Annotated in this window: 19 protein-coding genes; 11 read left to right on the top strand and 8 right to left on the bottom strand. The window is 46.5% G+C overall.

The genetic code is table 11. From position 1 onward, the window contains the following. Positions 1 to 101 precede the first annotated feature (101 nt). From KJS65_RS20660 to KJS65_RS20650, 3 genes are all read left to right on the top strand, one after another. Positions 102 to 1,067, top strand: coding sequence for an iron-hydroxamate ABC transporter substrate-binding protein (locus tag KJS65_RS20660; protein ID WP_213651907.1), 966 nt, complete (start codon positions 102 to 104; stop codon positions 1,065 to 1,067). Between the two features lie 334 nt (positions 1,068 to 1,401). Continuing rightward, complete coding sequence (mqo, locus tag KJS65_RS20655) at positions 1,402 to 2,904, top strand: malate dehydrogenase (quinone) (RefSeq protein ID WP_213651728.1); 1,503 nt, start codon at positions 1,402 to 1,404, stop codon at positions 2,902 to 2,904. Between the two features lie 302 nt (positions 2,905 to 3,206). Then, on the top strand, positions 3,207 to 6,038 hold the full coding sequence (locus tag KJS65_RS20650; protein WP_213651727.1) for an Ig-like domain-containing protein: 2,832 nt from the start codon (positions 3,207 to 3,209) through the stop codon (positions 6,036 to 6,038). 159 nt (positions 6,039 to 6,197) lie between these two features. On the opposite strand, the gene KJS65_RS20645 is transcribed toward KJS65_RS20650, so the two are convergent. From KJS65_RS20645 to KJS65_RS20635, 3 genes are all read right to left on the bottom strand, one after another. Then, a complete protein-coding gene (locus KJS65_RS20645) occupies positions 6,198 to 7,508 on the bottom strand; it encodes an MFS transporter (protein WP_374706205.1) in 1,311 nt (436 codons plus the stop codon). Between the two features lie 60 nt (positions 7,509 to 7,568). Next, positions 7,569 to 8,276 (bottom strand): purine-nucleoside phosphorylase, encoded by a 708-nt coding sequence (gene deoD / locus KJS65_RS20640; RefSeq protein WP_211147073.1) that lies wholly within the window; start codon positions 8,274 to 8,276, stop codon positions 7,569 to 7,571. A 266-nt stretch (positions 8,277 to 8,542) separates the two neighbouring features. Continuing rightward, positions 8,543 to 9,283: a GntR family transcriptional regulator gene (locus KJS65_RS20635; protein WP_213651725.1), complete on the bottom strand. Its 741-nt coding sequence runs from the start codon at positions 9,281 to 9,283 to the stop codon at positions 8,543 to 8,545. A gap of 343 nt (positions 9,284 to 9,626) precedes the next feature. On the opposite strand from KJS65_RS20635, the gene KJS65_RS20630 reads away from it, so the two are divergent. The 7 genes from KJS65_RS20630 to KJS65_RS20600 all read left to right on the top strand — a co-directional run bounded on the left by KJS65_RS20630 (position 9,627) and on the right by KJS65_RS20600 (position 16,815). Beyond that, entirely contained in the window at positions 9,627 to 10,433 is an 807-nt protein-coding gene (locus tag KJS65_RS20630; protein ID WP_213651724.1) for an SDR family NAD(P)-dependent oxidoreductase, read from the top strand. Positions 10,434 to 10,485: 52 nt separating this feature from the next. Next, positions 10,486 to 11,754, top strand: coding sequence for an MFS transporter (locus tag KJS65_RS20625; protein ID WP_213651906.1), 1,269 nt, complete (start codon positions 10,486 to 10,488; stop codon positions 11,752 to 11,754). 55 nt (positions 11,755 to 11,809) lie between these two features. Beyond that, complete coding sequence (locus KJS65_RS20620; RefSeq protein ID WP_213651723.1) at positions 11,810 to 12,544, top strand: SDR family NAD(P)-dependent oxidoreductase; 735 nt, start codon at positions 11,810 to 11,812, stop codon at positions 12,542 to 12,544. Positions 12,545 to 12,611: 67 nt separating this feature from the next. After that, a complete protein-coding gene (locus KJS65_RS20615; RefSeq protein WP_213651722.1) occupies positions 12,612 to 13,031 on the top strand; it encodes a MarR family winged helix-turn-helix transcriptional regulator in 420 nt (139 codons plus the stop codon). A gap of 240 nt (positions 13,032 to 13,271) precedes the next feature. Further along, positions 13,272 to 14,747 (top strand): protein adenylyltransferase SelO, encoded by a 1,476-nt coding sequence (locus tag KJS65_RS20610; RefSeq protein ID WP_213651721.1) that lies wholly within the window; start codon positions 13,272 to 13,274, stop codon positions 14,745 to 14,747. Between the two features lie 82 nt (positions 14,748 to 14,829). Further along, positions 14,830 to 15,777 carry an SMI1/KNR4 family protein gene (locus tag KJS65_RS20605; protein WP_213651720.1) on the top strand — a complete coding sequence of 316 codons (948 nt, stop codon included), beginning with the start codon at positions 14,830 to 14,832 and terminating at the stop codon, positions 15,775 to 15,777. 186 nt (positions 15,778 to 15,963) lie between these two features. Then, positions 15,964 to 16,815, top strand: a complete 852-nt coding sequence (locus KJS65_RS20600) for an MBL fold metallo-hydrolase (protein ID WP_213651719.1) — start codon at positions 15,964 to 15,966, stop codon at positions 16,813 to 16,815. A gap of 74 nt (positions 16,816 to 16,889) precedes the next feature. Here KJS65_RS20600 and KJS65_RS20595 read toward each other — a convergent pair whose 3' ends face one another. From KJS65_RS20595 to KJS65_RS30335, 3 genes are all read right to left on the bottom strand, one after another. Continuing rightward, on the bottom strand, positions 16,890 to 18,335 hold the full coding sequence (locus KJS65_RS20595; RefSeq protein ID WP_213651718.1) for a DEAD/DEAH box helicase: 1,446 nt from the start codon (positions 18,333 to 18,335) through the stop codon (positions 16,890 to 16,892). 175 nt (positions 18,336 to 18,510) lie between these two features. Further along, positions 18,511 to 19,098, bottom strand: a complete 588-nt coding sequence (locus tag KJS65_RS20590; RefSeq protein WP_213651717.1) for a GNAT family N-acetyltransferase — start codon at positions 19,096 to 19,098, stop codon at positions 18,511 to 18,513. 529 nt (positions 19,099 to 19,627) lie between these two features. Beyond that, positions 19,628 to 19,771 (bottom strand): hypothetical protein, encoded by a 144-nt coding sequence (locus tag KJS65_RS30335; RefSeq protein WP_244864672.1) that lies wholly within the window; start codon positions 19,769 to 19,771, stop codon positions 19,628 to 19,630. A 109-nt stretch (positions 19,772 to 19,880) separates the two neighbouring features. Here KJS65_RS30335 and KJS65_RS29940 point away from each other — a divergent pair, with 109 nt between their 5' ends. After that, positions 19,881 to 20,597, top strand: a complete 717-nt coding sequence (locus KJS65_RS29940) for an ATP-binding protein (protein ID WP_244864670.1) — start codon at positions 19,881 to 19,883, stop codon at positions 20,595 to 20,597. 144 nt (positions 20,598 to 20,741) lie between these two features. On the opposite strand, the gene KJS65_RS20580 is transcribed toward KJS65_RS29940, so the two are convergent. Both KJS65_RS20580 and KJS65_RS20575 read right to left on the bottom strand, forming a co-directional pair. Continuing rightward, a complete protein-coding gene (locus tag KJS65_RS20580) occupies positions 20,742 to 22,091 on the bottom strand; it encodes a sensor histidine kinase (RefSeq protein ID WP_213651715.1) in 1,350 nt (449 codons plus the stop codon). Continuing rightward, complete coding sequence (locus KJS65_RS20575; protein WP_213651714.1) at positions 22,091 to 22,768, bottom strand: response regulator transcription factor; 678 nt, start codon at positions 22,766 to 22,768, stop codon at positions 22,091 to 22,093. Before KJS65_RS20575 ends, KJS65_RS20580 begins: the two co-directional genes overlap by 1 nt. Positions 22,769 to 22,847: the final 79 nt, after the last annotated feature.

The raw sequence follows: 22,847 nt of genomic DNA, 5'->3' as shown, positions 1-22,847 counted from the left end.
TAAAAAGACCTTTCCTATTGACAACCGGAAAAATAAAAGATAAAGTAACCCTTATATGAGATTGATAATCATTATCATTATAAGGGGATTAAACATTGAATATGAACAAAAAGCTACTCTTCCCATTACTGCTGCTGATGATCGTAATCAGCGCGTGCGGAAACCAAGCTGTTAACGACAATAAGGCCGCCTCCACCTCTAGTGAGGGCCAAGCGACCAACTCTGCAACGAACTCCGGCACTGCGTCCGAAGCGAGTGCCGGAACAAAGACGTATCAATCTGAGTCCGGCCCTGTGGAGGTTCCGGCTAATCCGAAACGAATCGTCGCACTGACGAATGCGCCGAATGTGCTTTCGCTTGACGGTATGCTGGTGGGTGTTGACGAATGGACGAACAAGAACCCGTTGTTCAAGGACAAGCTGTCGGGCGTTAAGGTCGTATCGCCAGAGGATCTCGAGAAGATTATTGAGCTGGATCCCGATCTCATCATTACAGGCAGCGAGAGCAAAAATATAGACAAGCTCAAAGAGATCGCACCAACCGTCGCGTATACATGGGGAAAGCTGGACTACCTGAATCAGCAGCTGGAAATCGGAAAGCTGTTGAACAAGGAGAAGGAGACCCAGGCTTGGATTGATGACTTTAAGCAGCGGACTGCTGAAGTAGGTAAGGAGATCAAGGCAAAATACGGAGACAACATGACCGTGTCGGTTCTCGAGGGGGACGCCAAGAGCTTCTATGTACTCGGCAATAACTGGGCGCGTGGAACTGAAGTGCTGTATCAGGCGATGGGGCTGAACATGCCGGAGAAGGTCAAAGCCGACGCCTTGGGTCCTGGCTATTATACGCTATCACCTGAGGTGATAGGCGATTACGTCGGTGATTTCCTTGTGCTAAGCAGAAGCGCTCAGGGTGATAATTCGTTCATGAAAACGGCAACGTGGAACAATATCCCGGCCGTCAAAAATAAGCATGTCATCGAGGTTGACTCGGAATCGTCCAGTTACAGCGATCCGACGACGCTCGAGTACTTGCTCGGCGTTTTCAAGAAAGGCTTTCTCGGATAGGTCGGCGGCAAAACATTTCATAAAGAGCAGCGGGATTTCCGCGCAGTATGAAGGAAAGGAACTCAGCGTTATTAGAACGCATGGGTTCCTTTTTTTGGGCTGCCGCTAAAAGCGGCGTTTATGAAAACCATACCTAACTCCAATAGCATATCATCATTGCCATGTTATCAGCTTTGAAATGGTATTTAACAATCATTTAATACTCAATAAAATAGTGATATACTAGGATAAGGTTATAATTCATCTAGAAAAGGTGTGTGACCAGGTCGTACTTTGACTTGTATGGTAGCGCCTACATCTTTTCTTCAAATATTAGCGTGTAAGGACGGTAAACATGAGTAACAGACAAACCGAAACAGACGTTATTTTAATTGGTGCCGGAATCATGAGTGCGACTTTGGGAACAATGCTGAAAGAATTAGTACCTGACTGGAAGATTAATGTGTTTGAGAAGCTGGCAAGCCCAGGCGTCGAGAGCTCCAACGAATGGAATAATGCAGGAACGGGGCATGCTGCGCTGTGCGAGCTTAACTACACAACCGAAAAACCTGACGGATCCATCGATATTAGCAAAGCGATAAGCGTGAATGAACAGTTTCAAGATTCAATGCAATTTTGGTCTTATCTTGTGAACAGCAATCTGATTCGTAATCCGCAAGACTTTATCATGCCATTGTCTCATATGAGTTTGGTGCAAGGGGAAAGCGATGTCTCGTTTTTGAAAAAGCGTTTTGAAACGATGTCGAGCAATCCTCTGTTTCAAGGGATGGAATTTTCCGATAACCCGGACAAATTGAAGGAATGGATTCCGCTGATTATGAAGGACCGTACTTCAAATGAACCTATAGCGGCAACTAAAATGGACTCTGGAACGGACGTGAACTTTGGCGCTTTAACGCGCATGCTGTTCAATCACTTAACAAGTAAAGACGTCGATGTCCATTACAAACATAGTGTGGATGATATAAAACGCACTACCGATGGCGCGTGGGAATTGAAAATACGGAACGTCGACAGTGGCAAGGTTGAACGCCATACGGCTAAATTCGTCTTTATCGGCGGAGGAGGAGGAAGTCTTCCGTTGCTTCAAAAAACGGGTATTCCGGAAGGAAAACATATCGGAGGCTTCCCGATCAGCGGGCTATTTATGGTCTGCAATAATCCGGAAGTTGTCGCGCAGCATCATGCCAAAGTATATGGCAAAGCCAAGGTTGGTGCGCCTCCAATGTCGGTTCCGCATCTGGACACCCGATTTATCGATAATAAAAAATCGCTTCTTTTTGGACCGTTCGCAGGCTTCTCGCCAAAGTTCTTAAAAACAGGTTCCTTATTTGATTTGATAGGTTCCGTAAAACCGAATAATGTTCTGACGATGCTTGCGGCAGGAGCTAAAAATCTTTCGCTGACCAAATATCTGATCCAGCAAGTGATGTTATCGAAAGAAAAGCGCATGGAAGAGCTGCGGGAGTTTATCCCGAATGCCAAAAGCGAGGATTGGGATATGCTTGTTGCCGGTCAACGTGTGCAAGTGATCAAGGATACGGTTGCGGGCGGTAAAGGAACGCTTCAATTCGGTACGGAAGTGGTGACTAGCGCGGATGGATCCATAGCCGCATTGCTCGGTGCTTCTCCGGGTGCTTCTACTGCGGTTTCCGTCATGCTGGAGATCATCGAAAAATGCTTCCCGCAGCATCTAAAGGCGTGGGAACCGAAACTAAAGGAAATGATCCCTTCCTATGGCGTGAGACTATTAAACAATCCGGAGCTTATCCAAGAAATTCATACTTCAACAATGCGCACGCTCGGTCTCAACAGTAAACTGCAGCCCTCTAAGTAGACAAGTCTAGAATAAAATGAATGAAGCGGTGGATTTACCGCAAGTAAAACGGATAGAGGAAATCCCCGCTGTATACGGATATATTTAATAACAGGAATGGAAATCCGGCTTCTTGGTCCGGGTTTTATTCCTGTTTCTTTATGTGGGCTTGTATGATGAAGGACAAGCAAATATGTCACATGACAAATTCATGACAGCAGTCACTATTTATATGAAAATAGTAAATGTACAATGAAAATAATGCTGTAACAGCGGGATACGATACGTCATTGATATGAGAAAAACATTCACGGGGGGTTCATATGTATTTTGCCAAGCGAATAGGTATATTATTTCTATCATTATCCATTATAGCGGGGCTGGTGTTTATAAAGCCAATCGGTGTAGTAAATGCTGACACTTCCACGCCCCTGACGGCCACCATAGTGATCTCCAACTCGTCGCTGACCTTGGGTCAGACCTCAACGGTGACAATCACGTTTTCGGAAGCGGTGAGCGGTTTCACGCTCGCCGATCTGACGGTTTCGAACGGAACGCTGAGCAGCCTCAGTTCATCCAATGAGGTCACGTGGACGGCGACGTTCACGCCGATTGATAACATCTATGCGGCGAGTAATGTGATCACGCTAAACATGACGGGCGTGGTGAATGCCGCAGGCATTGCAGGGAATGGCTTTACTGTTTCCGGTAATTATTCTATCGATACGCTCCATACGGTTGCACCCATTGTTGTCAGCGTAGTGGTTCCGGCAAATGGAACATATGGTATGGGCCAAAGCCTGGATTTCACGGTGCAGATGAGCGAGCCTGTAACCGTGATTGGAACTCCGCAGATCGCATTGGTTATCGGGACAACGACTGTTCAGGCTGTATATGATAGCGGTTCGGGGACAAACACGTTGGTATTCAGATATACGGTGCAAGCCGGGCAAGAGGATACGAACGGGATCAGCATCCGTTCTATGACGTTGAATGGCGGTTCGATCAAGGACGCGTTCAATAATAATGCAGTATTAACGCTAAATGGCGTAGGCAGTACAGCGGGAATATTGGTGAGCACAACCACTCCGGCGATTCTAAATGTGAACGTACCATCGGCCGGTACTTATAAATCCGGCGATTCCTTGGATTTTACGATAACCATGAGTAAGAATATTACGGTTTCCGGAACGCCGCAGCTCATGCTGGATATCGGTGGAGTGAAGCGTGTGGCCCCCTTGAATGGCGGGACATTGTCCAATACCAACATGCTGCAGTTCCGCTACAATGTGCAATCCGGCGATCATGACTACGACGGTATTACCATCGAAGCCTTGACGCTGAATGGCGGTTCGATCAAGGACGGGCTCGGTAATGATGCGGACTTGACGCTTCGCAACGCAGGCAGTACAGCGGGAGTACTCATTGATACAACACTCCCAACATTCACAGGCTACGTTTTAGGCAAGGGTAATGCCTATATCGACGTGACGTTTAGCGAAGGCGTATTTGCAGATAATCACGGTGCTGGCGCATTGGCTCCAGGCAATTTGCGCCTGAATTTCGACAGAAATGGCGGAAGCGCAACTGGCGCTGCCATTCATTCGTTGAAGAGAACAGATGGAGGGAGCTTGACGGGCGGCGAGACCGTCATTCGAGTCATGCTTGATATCGTAGGGATCCCGAACGGTCAAGAGTCCATTGAAGTCGTGCCGGCGGATGGAGCATCCATTTATAATGTGGCAGGTAACGCCGTAGAAAGCACTCAGTCGACCGGAAAGATAAGGCTTCTTGATATGCGGGCGCCAGTGATCATACCGCCGACAGTTGATCCGCAGCCAGAGCCAGGGCCGCAGCCAACACAACCGACACAACCGGCATCGTCGCAGGTACCATCCGGCTCTCAAGAGGAAGGTATCGCCCTACTCGTGAACGGAATGCTGCAGAAAAATATATTTACAGTAACAACCCAAACGGTAAATGGAGTCAAAACGACGGTTATGAAAATGGATGAGGCGAAGATCAATGCGCTGCTACAGCAGGCAGATTCAGGATATGTGCTTATAAATCGGGTGACCAACCACTCCGGTCATGTCATCAGCGAGCTGAGCGCGCAGTTAGCCATGAGTTTGGAGGCCAAGGGAGCGGTACTTGAAGTGCAAACGGAGAATGCCGTTTATAGACTTCCTGTCCAGCAGATCCGTGTTCAGTCTCTGTCGAATTTATTCGGCCCCGGCGTTGCTCTGCAAGACATTCGAATCCGGGTTGAAATCACTAATGTACCTGCCAATCAAGTCAGATTCATACCTGAACAAGACAGCGGCATTCCGTTGGTCTCTCCTGCGGTGGATTTTAAAATTATAGCGGAGCATAACGGCAAAGAAGTTATGATTGAGAAGTTCAATGCTTATGTAGAGCGAATGATCGCGATACCAGCCGGAACGGATCCGGGCCAAATCACAACCGGCGTGCTGATAATGACCGATGGCACAATGAAGCAAGTCCCGACGAAGGTCGTTCAAGTCGATGGTAAATGGTTTGCTGCCATGAACAGTATGACGAACAGTACTTATGTGCTCATCCATAACAGCAAGACATTTGACGATATTGCCTCCCATTGGGCACGGAAAAGCATTGAAGACCTGGCATCGCGCCTAGTTATTAACGGTGTGAACGAGAACAGCTATGTACTGGATGAGGCCATTACACGCGCCGAATTTACAGCGATTGTCACACATGCGCTTGGGCTGCGGCTTGCCGATCATGAAATGCACTTCATTGATGTCAATTCCGGGAATTGGTTCTCCAACGCCGTTCAGGTTGCCGTATCTTACGGGTTAATCCAGGGTTATGGGGATGAGTCATTCAAACCAGACCAAAGCATTACACGTGAGGAAGCTATGGTCATGATTTCAAAAGCGATGAATATGACGATGCACAACGCTACACTGAGTATAGAGCAGCAAAATGAATTGCTAGCGCCATTTCGTGATCAAGCGAAATTTAGCCTGTGGGCGCGAAATGGAGCAGCACTGAACATCCAATATGGAATCATACAGGGTAATCAGCAGCAGGCCCATCCAGGTCAAAACATCACCAGAGCGGAAACGGCCGCGATCGTTGAGCGTTTGCTTAAAACATTAAAATTGATATAGTCAGAGAAGGGAGGGGCTGCGAATGCTCCTCCTTTTTCATACCGTGGTCTCGGCGCTGTCTGATATAGATAACAGGTCAAACCTCAATCGAGCAGGCTGCAATGGCAACACAAAAAGAAGCTGCCGCAGCAGCTTCTTAAGCGTGAACACAATCTCTACTTATTTGGACTCGGTGAGTCGGCCTACAAGCAGCCAGTACATTACAAGCGCAAGCAGTGTAATCAGGCAAAGGATAAACAACACCGTTCCAAATGATACAGCCTCCATCAAAGACGCCGTATAAGCAATACCAATAGAAACGGCCACATTCAGCACCAAATTGTAAAACCCAATCGCCGTTCCCGATTTTTCCACAGGAATTGTGCTTATGCATGAATCCAGCATAGGGGCGTACATGAAGGCAAATGAACCTGAGAATAGCAGCATCGAGAGAACATATACAATAACCGAGCTGTCTCCGATAAGGGCGGGCAAAGCCAGGCTGCACGCAATGATGAACATCGCAATGGAGACCGCTTGCTTATTGGTCAGTACCTTGGCGATTTTGCCGGACAGCGCGCCAACCAGCACCGCCGTTACATACCCGGGAATCAGCAGCAGCGAGATCGTGTCCAGCTGAAGCCCGTACATTTTCTGAAGAACGAACGGGAAAATGAAAATATAGCCCAGTTGAACCGAATAAATCACGAAGGCAATCACAAGAACGGCTACAAACCGCTTGTTTTTAAAAAAGGAGATGCCAATGAACGACTTCGTACTCTTGCTGATGTAGCCAAGGAATAACGCTGCGGCAATCGCGAAGATTACAATAAAGATCCAATTGAAATCCGTCAAATACAGCATGACCGACGCCGCAATCGCTGCGATGAGGAGCAGGCCGATGAAATCCACATGGCTCTTGCGCGATTGTTCCTTCGGTAAATATTTTAGAATGAAAGGAAGCAGGATCAAGGAGAGCAGCGGGATCAAGAATAACATCGCCCAACTTAAATACGTAGAGACGTATCCTCCCGTTATGGAACCGATAACAAGGGAAAGCGAGTAGCTGCTCGTACTGAATCCCAGAAACTTTTTCTGCTCCTCCTTGGGCAGATGCTTCGTCACATAAATCACGTATAACGTTTCAGCCGAGGCGAGCCCCGCCGTCTGAATCATACGCGCAATCAGAACGAAGAGATAAGAGTGCTGAAATACAAACCCGATGATTGAACCTATACAGATTAAGATAATCCCCGCACTCAGCAGCTTTCGGATACTGATGGAGTCGGCCAAAGAGGCATAGACCACAGCGCCGATACCAATCACAAGTCCCGCTAAGGAGGCCTGCAAGCTGACTGCGGCTGTCGAGATGCCCAGATCATTGGCGATTGCTACTGAAACCAATTTAAAAGAGTTATCAATGATCAAAGCAAACACGAAAAAGAGCAGAATTACGGGCACGGCTCTTTTCGCCTGAAAGGATGAGGTCATATTCTGTGGTTGTTCACTTATCGTAGCCATTTACCATTTTCCTTTCGTACATCCCAAGTATTAAGCAAGCTCGAGTGCAATTTCCATCATTTTAGTGAACGCCGTCTGTCTTTCTTCAGGGGTTGTGGATTCCTGTCTGAAAATATGATCGCTGATCGTCAAGATACACAATGCGTTAACGCCCGCATGGGCCGCATTCATATACAGGCCAGCCGATTCCATTTCTGCACATAGAATTCCCATTTCACTCCATTTCTTCAGCGCCGTTGGATCGGCGTTATAGAAAATGTCACTGGAGAGGACATTGCCGACATGAACCTTCTGCCCCTGCGCATCTGCAATCTTCTTGGCTTTTTCCAACAGCTCGAACGATGCCGTAATCGAATAGTGGCCCGGAAGATTGTACTGATGTCCATAATTGGAATCGGTTGCAGAACCCATTGCAAAAACAATGTCATACAGGTTCAAATGATCTTGAATGGCCCCTGCGGAACCGATTCGAATAAGATTCTTCACGCCGAAAACATGGATCAGCTCCCATGAGTACAGACTCATGCTTGGCGTTCCCATTCCAGTCCCCATCACGGATATTTTTCTTCCCTTGAACGTGCCCGTGTAGCCCAGCATGCCGCGCACGTTATTGAACTGAACGACATCTTCCAAATAATTATCTGCAATAAATTTCGCTCTTAGCGGATCCCCCGGCAAAAGAATCGTTTCGGCGATTTCGACGCCTCCAGGTTTAATATGCGGCGTTTCTTTATGCATAGATGTATTCAACTCAAATCTCCCTCTCTTTTACAAATTGGTATAGTTGTATAATAAGTTGTCTAATTAGTACATAATTAAAATACCACACGTCTCATGCCTTATCAACCTATCTTTTTTGGAAAAGCTTGCCGCATACTCTCTCCCATTTGGGCTCATATGAAAAAAAGGCAGCCGGCCTCCTTTAAGGAGACCCACTGCCCTGCAAGTACATAACGTCTTATATAAGTGATATCGGTTCGTAGATTCTGTCGATATCGGTATGGCTACTTCGTCGCATTGATCTTAATCCGGCTAAATTCTTTAGGAATATAATATTTGTTGTATACAATAGGATACTGTTCATTCACATATAGACTTTCCAGCAGCAAATCGCATACCTCGCCGCCATCAAGTTCAAATTTCTGAGACGTGGAATTCATCACCGTGGAATGTTTGACCTCCACCGTTGCCGAGTTCGCGAGCTCATATACCTTATTCTCAAGCATGTCCAGCAGCTGCTCTTCATTTTGGAGGTCCAGGTTCAATTCAGATGCAGCCTCAATGGCCATAAAGGTAAACGCGAAAGCCACCGCTTGTCCCTTACTCTTATACCAGCGTTCAATGGCTACTACGGCGGTCGCTCTTCTGTTCAGGACTTCCTTGGTGTAGTCACTCTCCAAATCCAGTCTGAACTGGATATCGACGTGGTCAATGTCCTCCGTATGGCACTTATACACCGGATTTCCGATTTTCTCGAGACCCACGCTTCTCTGCTCGATTCGAGACCCGGTAACAAAGTTTCCCTTGCCATGAAAGCTCTTCACGAGCCCGTCATCCTGCAATAGAGCCAGTGCTTGCCTTAACGTCATTCTGCTCACATCGAACATTTTGGCAAGTTCGGGCTCCGTTGGCAATTGGCTTTTGGCGGGAAAGGTACCATTCATGATTCTTTTGAAAAGTTCATCGTATACGGTAAGGTATAACGGCTTTTTTTCTTTGGCTGTATGTTCCGGCTTTATTTCCATCTGTTCACGCACCTATATTCTCTTAATTCATCAGTTAAGCATATTATACCACGCACCGTAAGCGTTAGCCCGGGATACTGCTGCCGGTGCATCCGAGGAGCCTCCTTTTGCGTCGTTGTCCATCATATTAGCCCGTCGCAAAATGGGAAATAGGCCTGTAAGGAAGAGGGTGCCGCAGCCCTCTTTTTTTCGTTGCGACGCTTGGCCATCAGAATTCATTCTATTTAAAATTCTCCGTTGCATAAGAATAAATATTCTGCTAGTATTTAGACGTTAAATATTTAGATATCTAAATTTTAGGTATACTACTCATACCATGAGTGTCGAAAGGAGCCTGGAAAAAATGGCAAAAATGAACGACAAGGTAGCGCTGATCACTGGAGGCGCTTCTGGAATAGGATTGTCCACTGCCAATTTATTGGCGAAAGAAGGGGCTAAAGTAGTCATTGCTGATTTTAACGCCGATGGGGCAAAAGAAGCGGCAGAGCATATTAAAGCCCAAGGCGGAGATGCGGTGGGCGTATTTCTTGATGCCGGAGATGGAGCTTCGATTCAGGAAGCGGTTGAATTTACGGTGCAGCACTATGGGAAAATCACGACCTTGTTCAACAATGTGGGCTTGACGAATCTGAAGAAGGATTTGGATGTCGTTAACGTGGATCTGGATGAGTGGGATCGGCTGTTGAATGTGAACCTTAAGAGCGTGTTATTGGGCTGCAGATTCGCTATTCCTCACATGATTCAAGCAGGTGGAGGCGCGATCGTTAATACGGCTTCCATGGCTGGTTTTGCCAGCGATGCGATTCGGGTTGCATACGGTGCCTCGAAGGCTGGAGTCGTTAATCTGACGAAGTATATCGCCACCCAGTATGGCAAACATAACATTCGCTGTAATGCGGTCGCACCGGGATTGATTTTGACGCCGGCAGCTAAGAATAACATGTCTCCGGAGCTGCTCGAGACGTTCGCGAAATATAACGCGCTGCCTTATCACGGTGAACCGGATGATATTGGACATACCGTCCTGTTTCTGACTTCCGATGCATCCAAGTTTATTACCGGACAGACCATCCAGGTCGAGGGCGGGCATTACATTGCGAATCCTACCGTTCCGGATTTCGAGCAAATGATGAAAATGGCACAGAGTTAATAGCAGCTATAGACTGCAACGGATATTAGAGAGTAGGGGAACGATAAACATGATGAGCCACAACAAGAAGAAAATTCACTATGCTTGGTGGATTTTGCTGGGGCTTTGCCTGATGGTCGGTTTGGGAAAGGCCGGTTTAAATAACTCCGCCGGGCTTTTTTTGAGACAAGTTTCGAATGATCTGGGCGTGGGGATGGGCAGCTTATCCCTATATTTTAGCGTCTCGGCCATTGTTACCATGATCTTTTTGCCCATTGGCGGCAAATTGATGGCGAAGTACGATACCCGGCTAATTTTGATCATTGCTATCATTTTGCAGGCCGGAGCATTTGCTTTATTCGGTTTGATGCATTCCGTATGGGGCTGGTATATCCTCGCTATTCCGCTGGCAGTGGGCGGCGTGTTCATTACCGTTATCGCGGGACCTGTACTCATCAATCAGTGGTTCAAAAAAAGCAAAGGTCTGGCGCTTGGAATCATGGGTGCGGCAGGCGGCGTGCTTGGCGCCATTACTCAACCGGTAGTTGGCAAACTGATCGCGGGTCAAGGCTGGAGAGCTTCTTATATGATTGTCGGGATTACGATCATCGTTATCGTTGTTCCCATCGTGCTGCTCCTGATCAGGAAATCACCTCAAGAAAAGAAAACGCTTCCTTACGGAGCGGAAGTACTGGACGGTACAAACGGAACTGCAAATAGTGCGTCAGCGGATGAAAAAGGGGTAACTTTAGCTGCTGCCAAAAAATCCTCTGCATTCTATGCGCTTATTGCTTTTTTCTTCCTGATTACATCTGCAGCCAGCTTTTCGATGCACATTCCAACGTATCTGATGAACAAGGGGTTCGATGTCACCTTTGCAGGTAATGTTATGGCAACCAATATGATCGGCGTGCTGATCGGCTCACTCGTCATCGGATATGCGAGCGATAAAATCGGCACCCGAAATACAGCGATTGCTGCCATGTTCCTCGGCTTGCTGTCGATCGGGCTGTTATTGTTCTCGCCATCAAGCACAGTTGTCATATCGTTGGCTGTTGGGCTTTTCGGCCTTGTTTCTGCCTCCATCGGAACATTGGGCCCGGCTCTTACATCGAGCTTGTTCGGCAATAAGGAATATAGTCAGATCTATTCCAATGCCTCCATGGGGCTCGCGATATCATCGATCGTTGCCTTGCCGGCCTATGGATATGTCTTCGATTATACCGGAAGTTACACCCCTGTTTTATATGCCATCGGCATCATGATGATCATTAACATCGGCTGCATAGGCATGGCTTTCAGAGGAAAGAAGAAGCTGGAGCGGGCGGGTTTGTGGAATTAATCCAATTTCGTTAGAGGCATAATGGTTCAATCAAATTACGTTAGGAGCATGGGATATGGGGAAATTGTCTAATAAAGTAGCTATCGTTACCGGTGGGGCTTCGGGTATCGGTGAATGCATGGTTGATCTGTTCGCACAAGAAGGCGCCATTGTGATTGCGGCTGACATTAATGAGGCAGCGCTTGAGAAAGCAAGCCAAAAAGAGAATGTCCACGGTATGAAATTGAATGTCGCCTCGGATGAGGATTGGCAGGCACTGGCGAAAGAGGTAAACGATCGATTTGGTAAAATTGATATCCTTGTCAACAATGCGGGCATCTCTTCCGAGAAGCCATACGAGCAAATTAATGTGGAGGACTGGCAGAAAATGCTGTCCATTAATGGCTTCGGCCCATTCGCGGGCATCAAGCATGTCGCTCCTTATATGGCAGCCCAAAAGAAAGGCTCCATCATCAATATCTCTTCGTACACGGCCATGATCGGCCAAGGCTTTAACCACTACTCGGCATCCAAAGGCGCTGTACGTGCATTGTCTAAAGCAGCGGCTACAACGTTTGGACGTCAAGGCGTTCGGGTAAATGCGCTTTTCCCAGGGATCATCGAGACGCCAATGACTCAAGCTTTAAGTACCTCGAAGGACCTGCTGGGCCAATTGATTCAGGCAACACCTTTGCAGCGTTTAGGACAACCTGATGATATTGCCAAAGCGGCATTGTTCCTGGCTTCTGATGATTCTTCGTACATTACAGGATCTGAGCTGGTGATTGATGGTGGATACTCAGCCCAATAGCGTGTAAGATGATGACAGCCCTTCATATTCATTAGGGGCTGTCGTTTATTTTTACAAGGAGGATCAAATGGAAGAGCAGACCATTTTTGAACTCATACAAAGTATGGAGAATTTTACGAACAAGCTGATCGTTCAGTGGAACAAAACATTCAATGAGGACCTTGGTGTCTCTCATGTTCTTGTGCTCGGCCACCTGAAGCAAAACGGAAGAAGCCGGCCCTCGGATATTGCGAAAACATTAGGGCTTTCCCCGGCTACGCTCAGTTATTTATCGGATAAGCTTGTCGCGAAGGAATTGGCCGTCAGAAATGTGGACGAGTCGGATCGGCGGATTATCTATTTGGAGATTACCGACAAAGGTGTCGAAGTTCTAAGACGAGCGACACTGGAGGGGCAGAGGCTGAAAAGGGGTTTGTTTGAAAAGTTAACCGAGCAGGATCGGGCGCAGATGGCAGCCATTTTCAAAAAGCTGGATAGTGAAGCTTAGATTCGTTATATGGAATATCATGTATTGGATACATAGAGCGCGTACCTAATCGGTAGCGCTCTTGCTTTTTTAGATAAAAAGCTTGCTGTTAGATTGACACCATTGATGTTGATTTCCGTCCATCGTTATTTATAGTAAGAGTATAATAAATGGGAAGAGGTATACCCTAAAAGGCATCTGTAATCAATTCTATTTGATGTATGCATAGAATTCCAAAACTAATGAAGAGAAGGTTATGCGATGGCAAAGAGAGATGAATGTTTGGAATCCGGTTGGAACTTTGATCATAGCTATACCCGTTTGCCGCAATTATTTTTTAGCCGTATGAACCCGGCCCCTGTAAGATCTCCGCAGCTAGTTATTTTCAATGAGAAGCTGGCGGCATCCTTAGCGTTAAACGCTGCAGCATTGCAAAGTGAAGAAGGCGTAGCGGAGCTTGCTGGAAACAGGGTTCCTGAAGGTGCTTTACCTATTGCTCAGGCATATGCAGGGCATCAATTTGGGCATTTCAATATGTTAGGGGATGGGCGGGCCGTATTACTTGGTGAGCATATTACTCCCCAAGGTGAGCGTGTGGACATACAACTTAAGGGTTCAGGCCCAACACCTTATTCCCGCCGAGGTGATGGTCGGGCGGCGCTTGGTCCGATGCTGCGCGAATACATCATTAGCGAAGCCATGCATGCGCTGGGTATTCCTACGACCCGCAGCTTAGCGGTGGTATCGACGGGTGAATCCGTGATCCGTGAAAAAGACTTGCAAGGCGCTATTCTTACTCGCGTGGCTGCAAGTCATTTGCGCGTAGGTACTTTCGAATATGCTTCCCAATTGGGGAATGTTGAGAATGTTCGGACTCTTGCGGATTATACGTTACAACGACATTATCCAGATATAGAAGATGATGAGAATCGTTATCTTCATTTACTTCAGGAGGTCATCAAACGTCAGGCTGTGCTGATTGCCAAATGGCAGCTGGTTGGCTTTATTCATGGGGTCATGAATACCGATAATATGGCGATTAGCGGGGAAACGATTGATTATGGCCCTTGCGCATTTATGGATACCTATGACCCTGCAACAGTGTTTAGCTCCATTGATCGGGAAGGTCGCTATGCCTATGGGAATCAGCCGTATATTGGTGGCTGGAATCTCGCACGATTTGCGGAAGCCATATTGCCGTTGCTTCATGACAATCAATCGGAAGCCATCGAGCTGGCTCAGAGTGCGTTATCAGAATATACTACGTTGTATTTTGATTCTTGGACTGCGGGAATGAGAGCGAAGCTTGGAATATTTAACGAGGAGCAGCAGGATGAGACCCTTATCAAGGATCTCCTCAGTATGATGCATAAGTATCAAGCCGACTATACGAATACTTTCCTGGCCTTAACCTTTAATACGGTGGATGATCTGGTTCTGTCTGGCACACCGGAGTTTACAGAGTGGTATATGGTATGGCAGGAGAGGCTAGACAGGCAGCAGGAATCCAAAGAATCAGCACATGAGTTGATGCGTAGCAGCAACCCTGCGATTATTCCCCGAAATCATCGGGTAGAAGAGGCGCTGGAAGCGGCGGAGAACAATGGAGATTATAGTGTAATGGAGCAGCTGCTTGAAGCGCTTTCCAGTCCCTATGCACATTCACCAGAACAGGCTATTTACGCTGCTCTACCTGTAGACTCTACCCGTCCATACCGAACCTTTTGCGGGACATGATATAGAAATACAGGTATTATTGGAGAGGGCCGTGCTGGAAATGGTATAATTTCTAAAAGGCTTAGAACTGGGAGGCATGAATGTGAGAGAAGATCTTTTGGCACAGCTGGATGAGTGGCATGAAGAGGATAAATTCGAAGAAATCGTAGATGCCATTATGGATATTCCTGCAGAGGATAGAGATGATGTACTGATTAGTCATTTAGGCAGAGCGATGAATAATCTCGAACGTTACGAAGAGGCGATTGAACAGTTCTTAACCATTGCAGAAGAGGGTAAAGAAGATCCGCTTTGGCACTACCGTATGGGACTTGCCCATTACTATCTGGACCAATATGATGATGCCTTAAGGGAATTCGAGATCGCAGATCAATTGGATCCCGGAGATGAGGATACGTTGGAGTTCCTGGATTCCATTCGGAGTAAAATGGCTGAAGAACAAGAACCGTTAGAAGATTCCGATGCCGAGCCTATTGCGCAGCCTATAATCATGCCGGTTCCCGATTTGGATACCAATATCGATTTCGCAAACTTTTGGGATGATAGCGAGCAAGCAGCCGAGCAATATGTTTCGGATCCGCCTACAGAGGATCTGATTGCTTCCGTGGAAGAAGAACTGGTCTTTAAGCTGCCGGCCTTCTATATTCATATGATGAAGCTACATAACGGGGGCATTCCTCAAAACAAAAGCTTTCCTATAGGAGGAGCAGCATCTGGAGCACAAGAACATATCCTGATTTCCGGTATTCTGGGAATTGGACGTAAGAAGCAGCACTCGTTATGCGGGGATTCCGGCAGCCGGTTTGTGATTGAACATGGAGGTTACCCTGAAGTTGGCGTGGTGATTTGTGATTGTCCTTCTGAGTCCGGAGTGGTGATGCTGGATTACCGTTCATCGGGAAATGATGGAGAACCAGAGGTTATTTATGTGGATAAAGAGAGTAATTATAAAATAACCAGACTCGCACCTAACTTTGAGGCTTTTATTCATGGATTGGTAAATGAAGAAGTGTACGATATCGAGCAGTAGCCAAGGCTTCAAAGAAAACCACTCCAGAATTGGAGTGGTTTTCATTTATATACTTACCTATATCCTCGGCTCAAACTGTAATTGGTGGCATAGAGTCAGTTATTGGATTTATATAAGGTCTATCAAAAGGATATAATGAAATGATGATTTACCTGTAATTTTTGCAATAGGAGAGAAGGTACTACAATGTTAAAAAAACTTGGAAATAGAGTGCACTACATGCCGCAGTATTCCGAAACGGACCGTCCCACGCTAGGATTGGTTTGTGGAGACAACTTTAGCCTAATCATTGATTCAGGCAATTCACCTGCACATGCAAGGGACTTCCTCAATCTCATCGCAAAAATGGAGATCGCACCGGCGAGGTTCGTTGTCATTACACATTGGCATTGGGATCATATTTTTGGCATGAAAACGATGGATTTATTAACCATCAGCCATGATGAAACGAAGAAAAGAATAGAATATCTGAAAACTCTAAAATGGGATGATGCCTCATTAGATGCTCGGGTTAAGACGGGTGAGGAAATTGAGTTTTGCAGTGATATGATAAAACGTGAAATGCCTACACGGGATCATCTGGAGCTGAGAGCGCCGGATCTTACTTTTAATCACAAAATCGAGATTGATTTAGGCGGCGTGACTTGTGTAGTGGAGCATGTCGGAGGGGTTCATGCACAGGATTCATCCATTATTTACATCCCTGATGAAAAAATAATGTTTCTGGGGGATTGCATCTATCAGGACTTTTACAGCGGAGAATGGAGTTATGATCAGAACGAGCTCACGATTCTATTGGATAAAATAAAAAAATACGATGTAAACGTCTATCTGACAGGACATCAAGATCCAAAAACGCATGCGGAAATGTGGAGCCTCCTGGATGACCTATCCAGTCTTGGGGAAATCGTAGGGAAAGAGACTTCTCTTGATTCAGCTGTTGCCAAATTTAATGAAATACGCAGCACGATGCCCAATGAAGAGCAATTGGAGTATATCCAAAACTTTGTATGTGGAAATCAAAAGAAATTAAGATGATTACACGGGCACAGCCAAAAAAGGATGATCTTGGCATAGTGCCGGGATCATCCTTTTATATGTCAGTTCAACTTTTACTTATTCCCTTTGCGCACCTTCAGCAGTTTGCCTTTTACCGTTGTGTCCTTCATCAATTCAAGCACAAGCGGTCCTTTGCCATTCAGAATCTCCACATCCGTCACAAAATCGAGGATCGTAATAATCCCGATATCGTCCGCGGTGACCCCTTCAAGCTTAGCAATCGTTCCGACAAAATCCACGGCTCTAAGCTTTTTCTTTTTCCCGCCATTGAAGTTAAGCTTCATAATCTGTTTGTTTAATTGCTCACGCTTATCCTTCTTTAGTTCAGGCCGGATATTTAGTTTCTGTTCGAAATCTTCTCTGCGACGATCAACAGCCTCTTCGGAGGGAGCCTTCACGACCGGTATTGCAAATCCAATATATGCTTCAATATCGGCTAATCTCCTGCTATCCTTCGGCGTGACGAGGGTTATCGCTTTACCCGTCTTGCCTGCGCGTCCCGTACGTCCTGTACGATGAACATAGCTTTCCTTTTCAAGTGGAATATCATAGTTAATCACATGGGTAATATTCGTGATATCGATGCCCCTGGCGGCTACATCTGTCGCAATCAAGTAACGGAATTGGCCTCTTCTGAACGCATTCATGACCTCGAACCGTTCTTCCTGCTCCATCCCTCCATGGATGCGATCACACGGGTAACGGAGATCAGCCATTTCTCTGAATAGTTTATCCACATGCTCCTGCGTTCGGCAGAAAACAATGCAGCTGTCCGGATTCTCAACAATGAGCAGGTCTTGAAGCCGTGCCAGCTTGTCCGCTTCCGTCACCTGAATGAGAGAATGTTCAATCGTGGCCGTCGTAAGACCGCTCGCTTTGATCTCAATTTGGGCAGGGTGATCCATATACTTGCGTGACAGCTTGAGCACATCCTCAGGGAATGTAGCGGAGAACAACATGGTAACTCTGTCACGAGGCAGCGCTTGGATGATCGACTGAACTTGCTCAATAAACCCCATGTTCAGCATCTCATCGGCTTCGTCAATGACGAGATAGGCAATCCGATCCAGCGATAGCGTGCCGCGTTCAATATGATCCAGCACTCGACCCGGCGTACCCACAACCATATGCGTTCTTTGCTTTAACTCGGCTTTTTGTATGTGAAAAGGATGTTTTCCAAAAAGAGGCGTCGCCTTGATCCGCTTAAAGCGCCCAATATTCGTTATGTCTTCATTGACCTGCAACGCGAGCTCGCGGGTTGGCGTCAGGATCAATGCCTGCGGCTTATTCTCGTTCCAATCGACCAGCTCGCAGAGCGGGATGCCATAAGCAGCTGTTTTGCCGCTGCCTGTTTGCGATTTGACAACAAGATCCTGCTTCTCAAGCGCAACAGGAATGACCTCCGCCTGAACCTCGGTTGGCGTCTCATAGCCTAAGCTGCTCAGCGCTCTTAGGATCTCTTCACCTAATTTATAATCTGTAAAGTGCTTCTCACTCATCTTTAACCTCTTCTACGCTATATTCGAATACCTATACATACCGATTTCCACCGTATATCTATCGTATACTTATCCATTATACTCGAATCCAGTGAATTTTATCGGTTCATTCATGAACGAAAAGGACATCCGAGGTGGATGCCCTGAAATGGCAAGTGGTGCAGGGTGCTGATCATCATCTACCCGCAAGCATGCCTTTTAACCTCATTTTTACATCTGGCCATTCCGATGCGATAAAGCTATAGTAAGCCGTGTCTCTGATGTAGCCATCATTCAAAATGCGATGATTTCTGTGGATTCCCTCCGAAACGGCGCCAATACGCTCCATTGCCCTTAATGAGCGGGTATTGCGGGAATCGGCTTTAAGCTGTACGCGAACCGTGCCCAATGTTTCAAAACAATGCTGCAGCAGCAAATATTTACATTCCGTGTTGACAGGGGTTCTCCACACCTCTCGGGCAAGTGCAGTCCAACCGATCTCCAGTTGTCTATGCTGGGCGGAGATATCAGCAAACCGAGTCGTTCCAACTAAACGATCTGTTTCTATGTCGCAGATGACAAAAGGCATCGCAACCCCTCCAGCCCGTTCCTCTAATGCAGTTTCCACATAAGTTGTCATATCATCCATATTTCGCATACCCGGAGGGGAGTACGTCCATATTTCCGGATCGTTCAGCGCTTCGTAAAGCGGGGCGATATGAGAGGCTTCCATGGGAATAAGGATGACTCTTTCACCCTGCAAAATGGCGGGTTCGACTTTCATCGGCGTTATCTCCTTTTTTGTCCATGTTCAAGTCATTAGTAAAAAGGATACTAAGGAAATCGACAATTAAAAAGTGCCAATGTACGGTTTATTTTATGAGCCACTACATGCTTGATGGAGTCATTCAAAAATTGGATCGGACATCCATAATTAACAGCTTTAGCTTTACTTACAACATGTGATTAGCGTAATCTTCTATTGTATAGCTCGGAACCTGAAATATGATTTTTAGTTACAAAAGGCTGAAAGGAAGTTAACTGTTGTTTGAAACCTTACTTTTGAATTTCTTGTTTTTACTGTTTCCAGTTGTCATATCTCTGATTTTCTTTGAAAATAGAGCACATTCCTTTAATAGAAAGGCTCTTATTTTACTATCGGCCTTGACGATGAGTCTCTGTATTGCCAAACCCTTTAAACTCGAAATCGGATTTATTTTTGATTTGAGATATATTCCATTTATTATCATGGCTCTTTTTGGAGGGTATAGAAATGTTCTCCCGTTATATATCATTTTAAATCTTTACCGATTCTATGTAGGTGGAGCCGGTACGATCCAATCCTTTCTTTTTTCAACGACGGTCATGATTTTAGTGCCGTTATACAGCAAAAAATTCGTGAAATTAAGCTCGAAGGGCCGAATCATATGGGCCACGATGGCTTCTTTCATTACCATGGGATTTTACCTGTTTACATTAAGCTTTGCTCATGGAGCGTTAAACAGAGAATTCTGGGTTCTCGCCCTTAATGCCTTAACGACGCATGTTGGGGTGATGAGTGTCATTATGATTTTAATAGAAAAAATTATTACCAATATTAAAAATCGTGACCGGATTATGCAATCGGAAAGATTAAATGTCGTCAGTGAGCTCGCAGCTAGCGTGTCACATGAAATTAGAAATCCGCTTACGGTTACCAGCGGTTTTTTGCAGCTGTTAAACAGATCGAAAACCCTCACGCGGGAGGAAAAGGAATATGTGGGATTATCGCTGCAGGAGCTGAGACGAGCAGAAAAAATAGTCAGCGATTATCTCTCATTTGCCAAACCGCAATCCGAAAATATGGTTTATTCCAACATGAGTGCGGAGTTAGAGTATACCAAAAATATCATTATGCCTTATGCCTCCATACATGAAGTAGAGGTTAAATTCAGTTTTAATAACTCGCTCAATACACATTATGACCGGAACCAAATTCAGCAATGTTTTATTAATTTATATAAAAACGGTATTGAAGCGATGAAAGAAAAGGGTGGCGGTACATTATTCATCGATGTCTCGGAAAGAAAGCAAAATATTGTGATCCGCATCCAAGACACTGGCATTGGAATGACGAGGGAGGAAATATCGCGTCTAGGCAAGCCGTATTATTCGACCAAAGAGGAAGGAACGGGCCTGGGCATGCTCATGGTCTACAGTACCATCAATAAGGTGAAAGGGAGCATTGAAGTCGAGAGCGAAAAGGGCAAAGGCACAACTTTTCTTATAACCATACCTACCTAGATACCTTGCGGAAGGGATTATAAACTACAGGTGGGTGATGACATGGATATGAAAACCGTTGAATTGGGTTAGGATCCGATGATGGAATGACCATCTTGATAACGAAAGCCAGCTCCTCTACAAAGGGCTGGCTTTTTTGGTATGTCAGCCTAACTGCACATAAAAGCTTGTTTTGTCTTTCGGCGTGCTTTTCACATAAATTTTCCCCTTGTGCTGCTCCACAATCGATTTGGCTATCGCAAGACCCAGCCCATATCCGCCGTGCTTGCGGGAACGGGACGAATCGATCCGGTAGAAACGGTCAAAGATTCTGTCCACATGCTCGGAAGCAATGCCTTCACCCGTGTTGGTCACTTTCAGCAGCAAATGGTTGTACTGCCTGTTCAGCGTAAGATGGATAGATCCCTGCGGGTTGGTGTATTTGATGGCGTTATCCAGCAAAATCATGACCACCTGCTTGATCTGCTCGCTGCTTCCCATGATCGTCTGGTCAGGCTCAATTTCATAAGTGAGTGCGATTTCTTTCTCATAGATGACGGCTTCCATGGTCAAAATGACGCTCTCGACGGCTTCGCTGAGGTTAAACGGTACGAAAATCATTTGGCTTTGAGCATCATCCATCTGGGTGAGGTACAAGAGATCATTCGTGAGCGTCTTCATGCGCTCGGTTTCCGATTTGATATGATGCAGCCATTTGGACTGCGCGAGAATGGTATCTTCGCTATTGGCCAGGAGCACATCGGCATTGGTGTTAATGACCGCAAGCGGTGTTTTCAGCTCATGGGATGCATCGGCTATAAACCGCTTCTGTTTGTCGAAGGCTTCTCTGACAGGCGCGATCGAGCGGTTCGCAAAATAACGGCTGGTCAGGTAGATCACGACTAGCATAACCAGGGCGACGATGGAAAAGGTGTAGATCAGGTTGGTGATGATTTTCAGCTGTGCAGTGACATCCAGATAAACGATTGTACTGCCCTCCGAACCCTTCCTCACAGTGTAAGCCCAGCGCGTGCCGTCAAGCGTGAACCGGCCGTCACGGTCCGGATGAAGCACGGCTTTATCCTTGGCGGACTCGTAGAATGCATCATCCATATCAAAACGGGAGCTTTTCGACAGGAGGTTCCCTTCTAGATCCGTTTGCAGGGCAAAGGAAACCGATAGCTCAGGCGGAGGATTCTGGCCTCCGGACCGCGGCTTGGATGAGTTGATTCCATCCTGGGACATGTCAGGGGCTGGAGGCGTTATCCCGGAATTAGTCCCCCCGCCGGAAACTCCGCTCTCTGATGTTCGGGGGGAGGTACTTCCCAGCGGTCCTTGCCGGCCTGGCCCCCCATCTTTATGATAAAACTCCGAGACGCGCTGCAGATTCAACTCAATGTCGCGGCGCACATTTTGATACGTGATCGTATAGATCGCCGCGAAGGCGACAAGCATGATGATCGTAATAATGATCATGTTCATCAGAAGAAACCGATTGCGCAGCTTTTGGAACATTAAGCCGTCGCCTCCAATATATAACCCACACTCCGGATCGTATTAATCCGTACCGATGCATTTAGAAAAGTCAGCTTTTTCCGCAGAAATGAAATGTACACTTCCACGTTATTGTGCTCAGCCTCCGAATCAAAACCCCACAGCTTCTCGATCATCTGCTCTTTGGAGGTTACTGCCTGCTTCCTCGTAATGAGCAGCTCCAGCAGCTCACTTTCCTTCAAAATCAGCTTCAGCTCTTTTCCTTTGCAGCTCAGCTTAAGTGTCGATGTATTCAGCTCGATATCTCCGAACTTCAGGCCATCCTCCGGGACAACCTCGCCTTTGCGTCTTAGAGCCGCCCTGATGCGGGCCAGCAGCTCCCCTGTCGAAAAAGGCTTGGCGACATAGTCATCGGCGCCGTAATCCAGTCCGGTAATCGTATCCGAAATCTCACTCTTCGCTGTGAGCATAATGACCGGGGTCGCGATGCCTTCGGAACGAAGCGTCTTCAGCAGCGTGATTCCGTCTATCTCCGGCAGCATGATGTCGAGCAGCAGCAGATCATAGATGCCGCTGAGGGCATTGTCCAGTCCCGATTGTCCGTCGTGGACGGCATCCACGGAATAATGGTTTTTTTTCAATATTTGGGTCAGTGCCTCGGCAAGATACACCTCATCTTCAACAATTAATATGCGCATGGCTTTTGCTCTCCTTCATTCCGTCCTTAAACAGTGTTACATGCCCATTATAGGAAGCGAACCTTTAATCAACCTTAAT

It is taken from the genome of Paenibacillus sp. J23TS9, assembly GCF_018403225.1.
In the GTDB taxonomy this organism is placed as follows: Bacteria; Bacillota; Bacilli; order Paenibacillales; family Paenibacillaceae; genus Paenibacillus_AQ.
Note: the sequence above shows the minus strand (reverse complement) of the source record. Positions and strands in the feature narration are given on the sequence as shown.

Coding starts and splice junctions, on each gene's coding strand:
- KJS65_RS20660 (WP_213651907.1), top strand. CDS start 102: ATGAACAAAAAGCTACTCTTCCCATTACTGCTGCTGATGATCGTAATC.
- mqo (WP_213651728.1), top strand. CDS start 1,402: ATGAGTAACAGACAAACCGAAACAGACGTTATTTTAATTGGTGCCGGA.
- KJS65_RS20650 (WP_213651727.1), top strand. CDS start 3,207: ATGTATTTTGCCAAGCGAATAGGTATATTATTTCTATCATTATCCATT.
- KJS65_RS20645 (WP_374706205.1), bottom strand. CDS start 7,508: ATGACCTCATCCTTTCAGGCGAAAAGAGCCGTGCCCGTAATTCTGCTC.
- deoD (WP_211147073.1), bottom strand. CDS start 8,276: ATGCATAAAGAAACGCCGCATATTAAACCTGGAGGCGTCGAAATCGCC.
- KJS65_RS20635 (WP_213651725.1), bottom strand. CDS start 9,283: ATGGAAATAAAGCCGGAACATACAGCCAAAGAAAAAAAGCCGTTATAC.
- KJS65_RS20630 (WP_213651724.1), top strand. CDS start 9,627: ATGGCAAAAATGAACGACAAGGTAGCGCTGATCACTGGAGGCGCTTCT.
- KJS65_RS20625 (WP_213651906.1), top strand. CDS start 10,486: ATGAGCCACAACAAGAAGAAAATTCACTATGCTTGGTGGATTTTGCTG.
- KJS65_RS20620 (WP_213651723.1), top strand. CDS start 11,810: ATGGGGAAATTGTCTAATAAAGTAGCTATCGTTACCGGTGGGGCTTCG.
- KJS65_RS20615 (WP_213651722.1), top strand. CDS start 12,612: ATGGAAGAGCAGACCATTTTTGAACTCATACAAAGTATGGAGAATTTT.
- KJS65_RS20610 (WP_213651721.1), top strand. CDS start 13,272: ATGGCAAAGAGAGATGAATGTTTGGAATCCGGTTGGAACTTTGATCAT.
- KJS65_RS20600 (WP_213651719.1), top strand. CDS start 15,964: ATGTTAAAAAAACTTGGAAATAGAGTGCACTACATGCCGCAGTATTCC.
- KJS65_RS20595 (WP_213651718.1), bottom strand. CDS start 18,335: ATGAGTGAGAAGCACTTTACAGATTATAAATTAGGTGAAGAGATCCTA.
- KJS65_RS20590 (WP_213651717.1), bottom strand. CDS start 19,098: ATGAAAGTCGAACCCGCCATTTTGCAGGGTGAAAGAGTCATCCTTATT.
- KJS65_RS30335 (WP_244864672.1), bottom strand. CDS start 19,771: ATGGTAATGAAAGAAGCCATCGTGGCCCATATGATTCGGCCCTTCGAG.
- KJS65_RS29940 (WP_244864670.1), top strand. CDS start 19,881: ATGATTTTAATAGAAAAAATTATTACCAATATTAAAAATCGTGACCGG.
- KJS65_RS20580 (WP_213651715.1), bottom strand. CDS start 22,091: ATGTTCCAAAAGCTGCGCAATCGGTTTCTTCTGATGAACATGATCATT.
- KJS65_RS20575 (WP_213651714.1), bottom strand. CDS start 22,768: ATGCGCATATTAATTGTTGAAGATGAGGTGTATCTTGCCGAGGCACTG.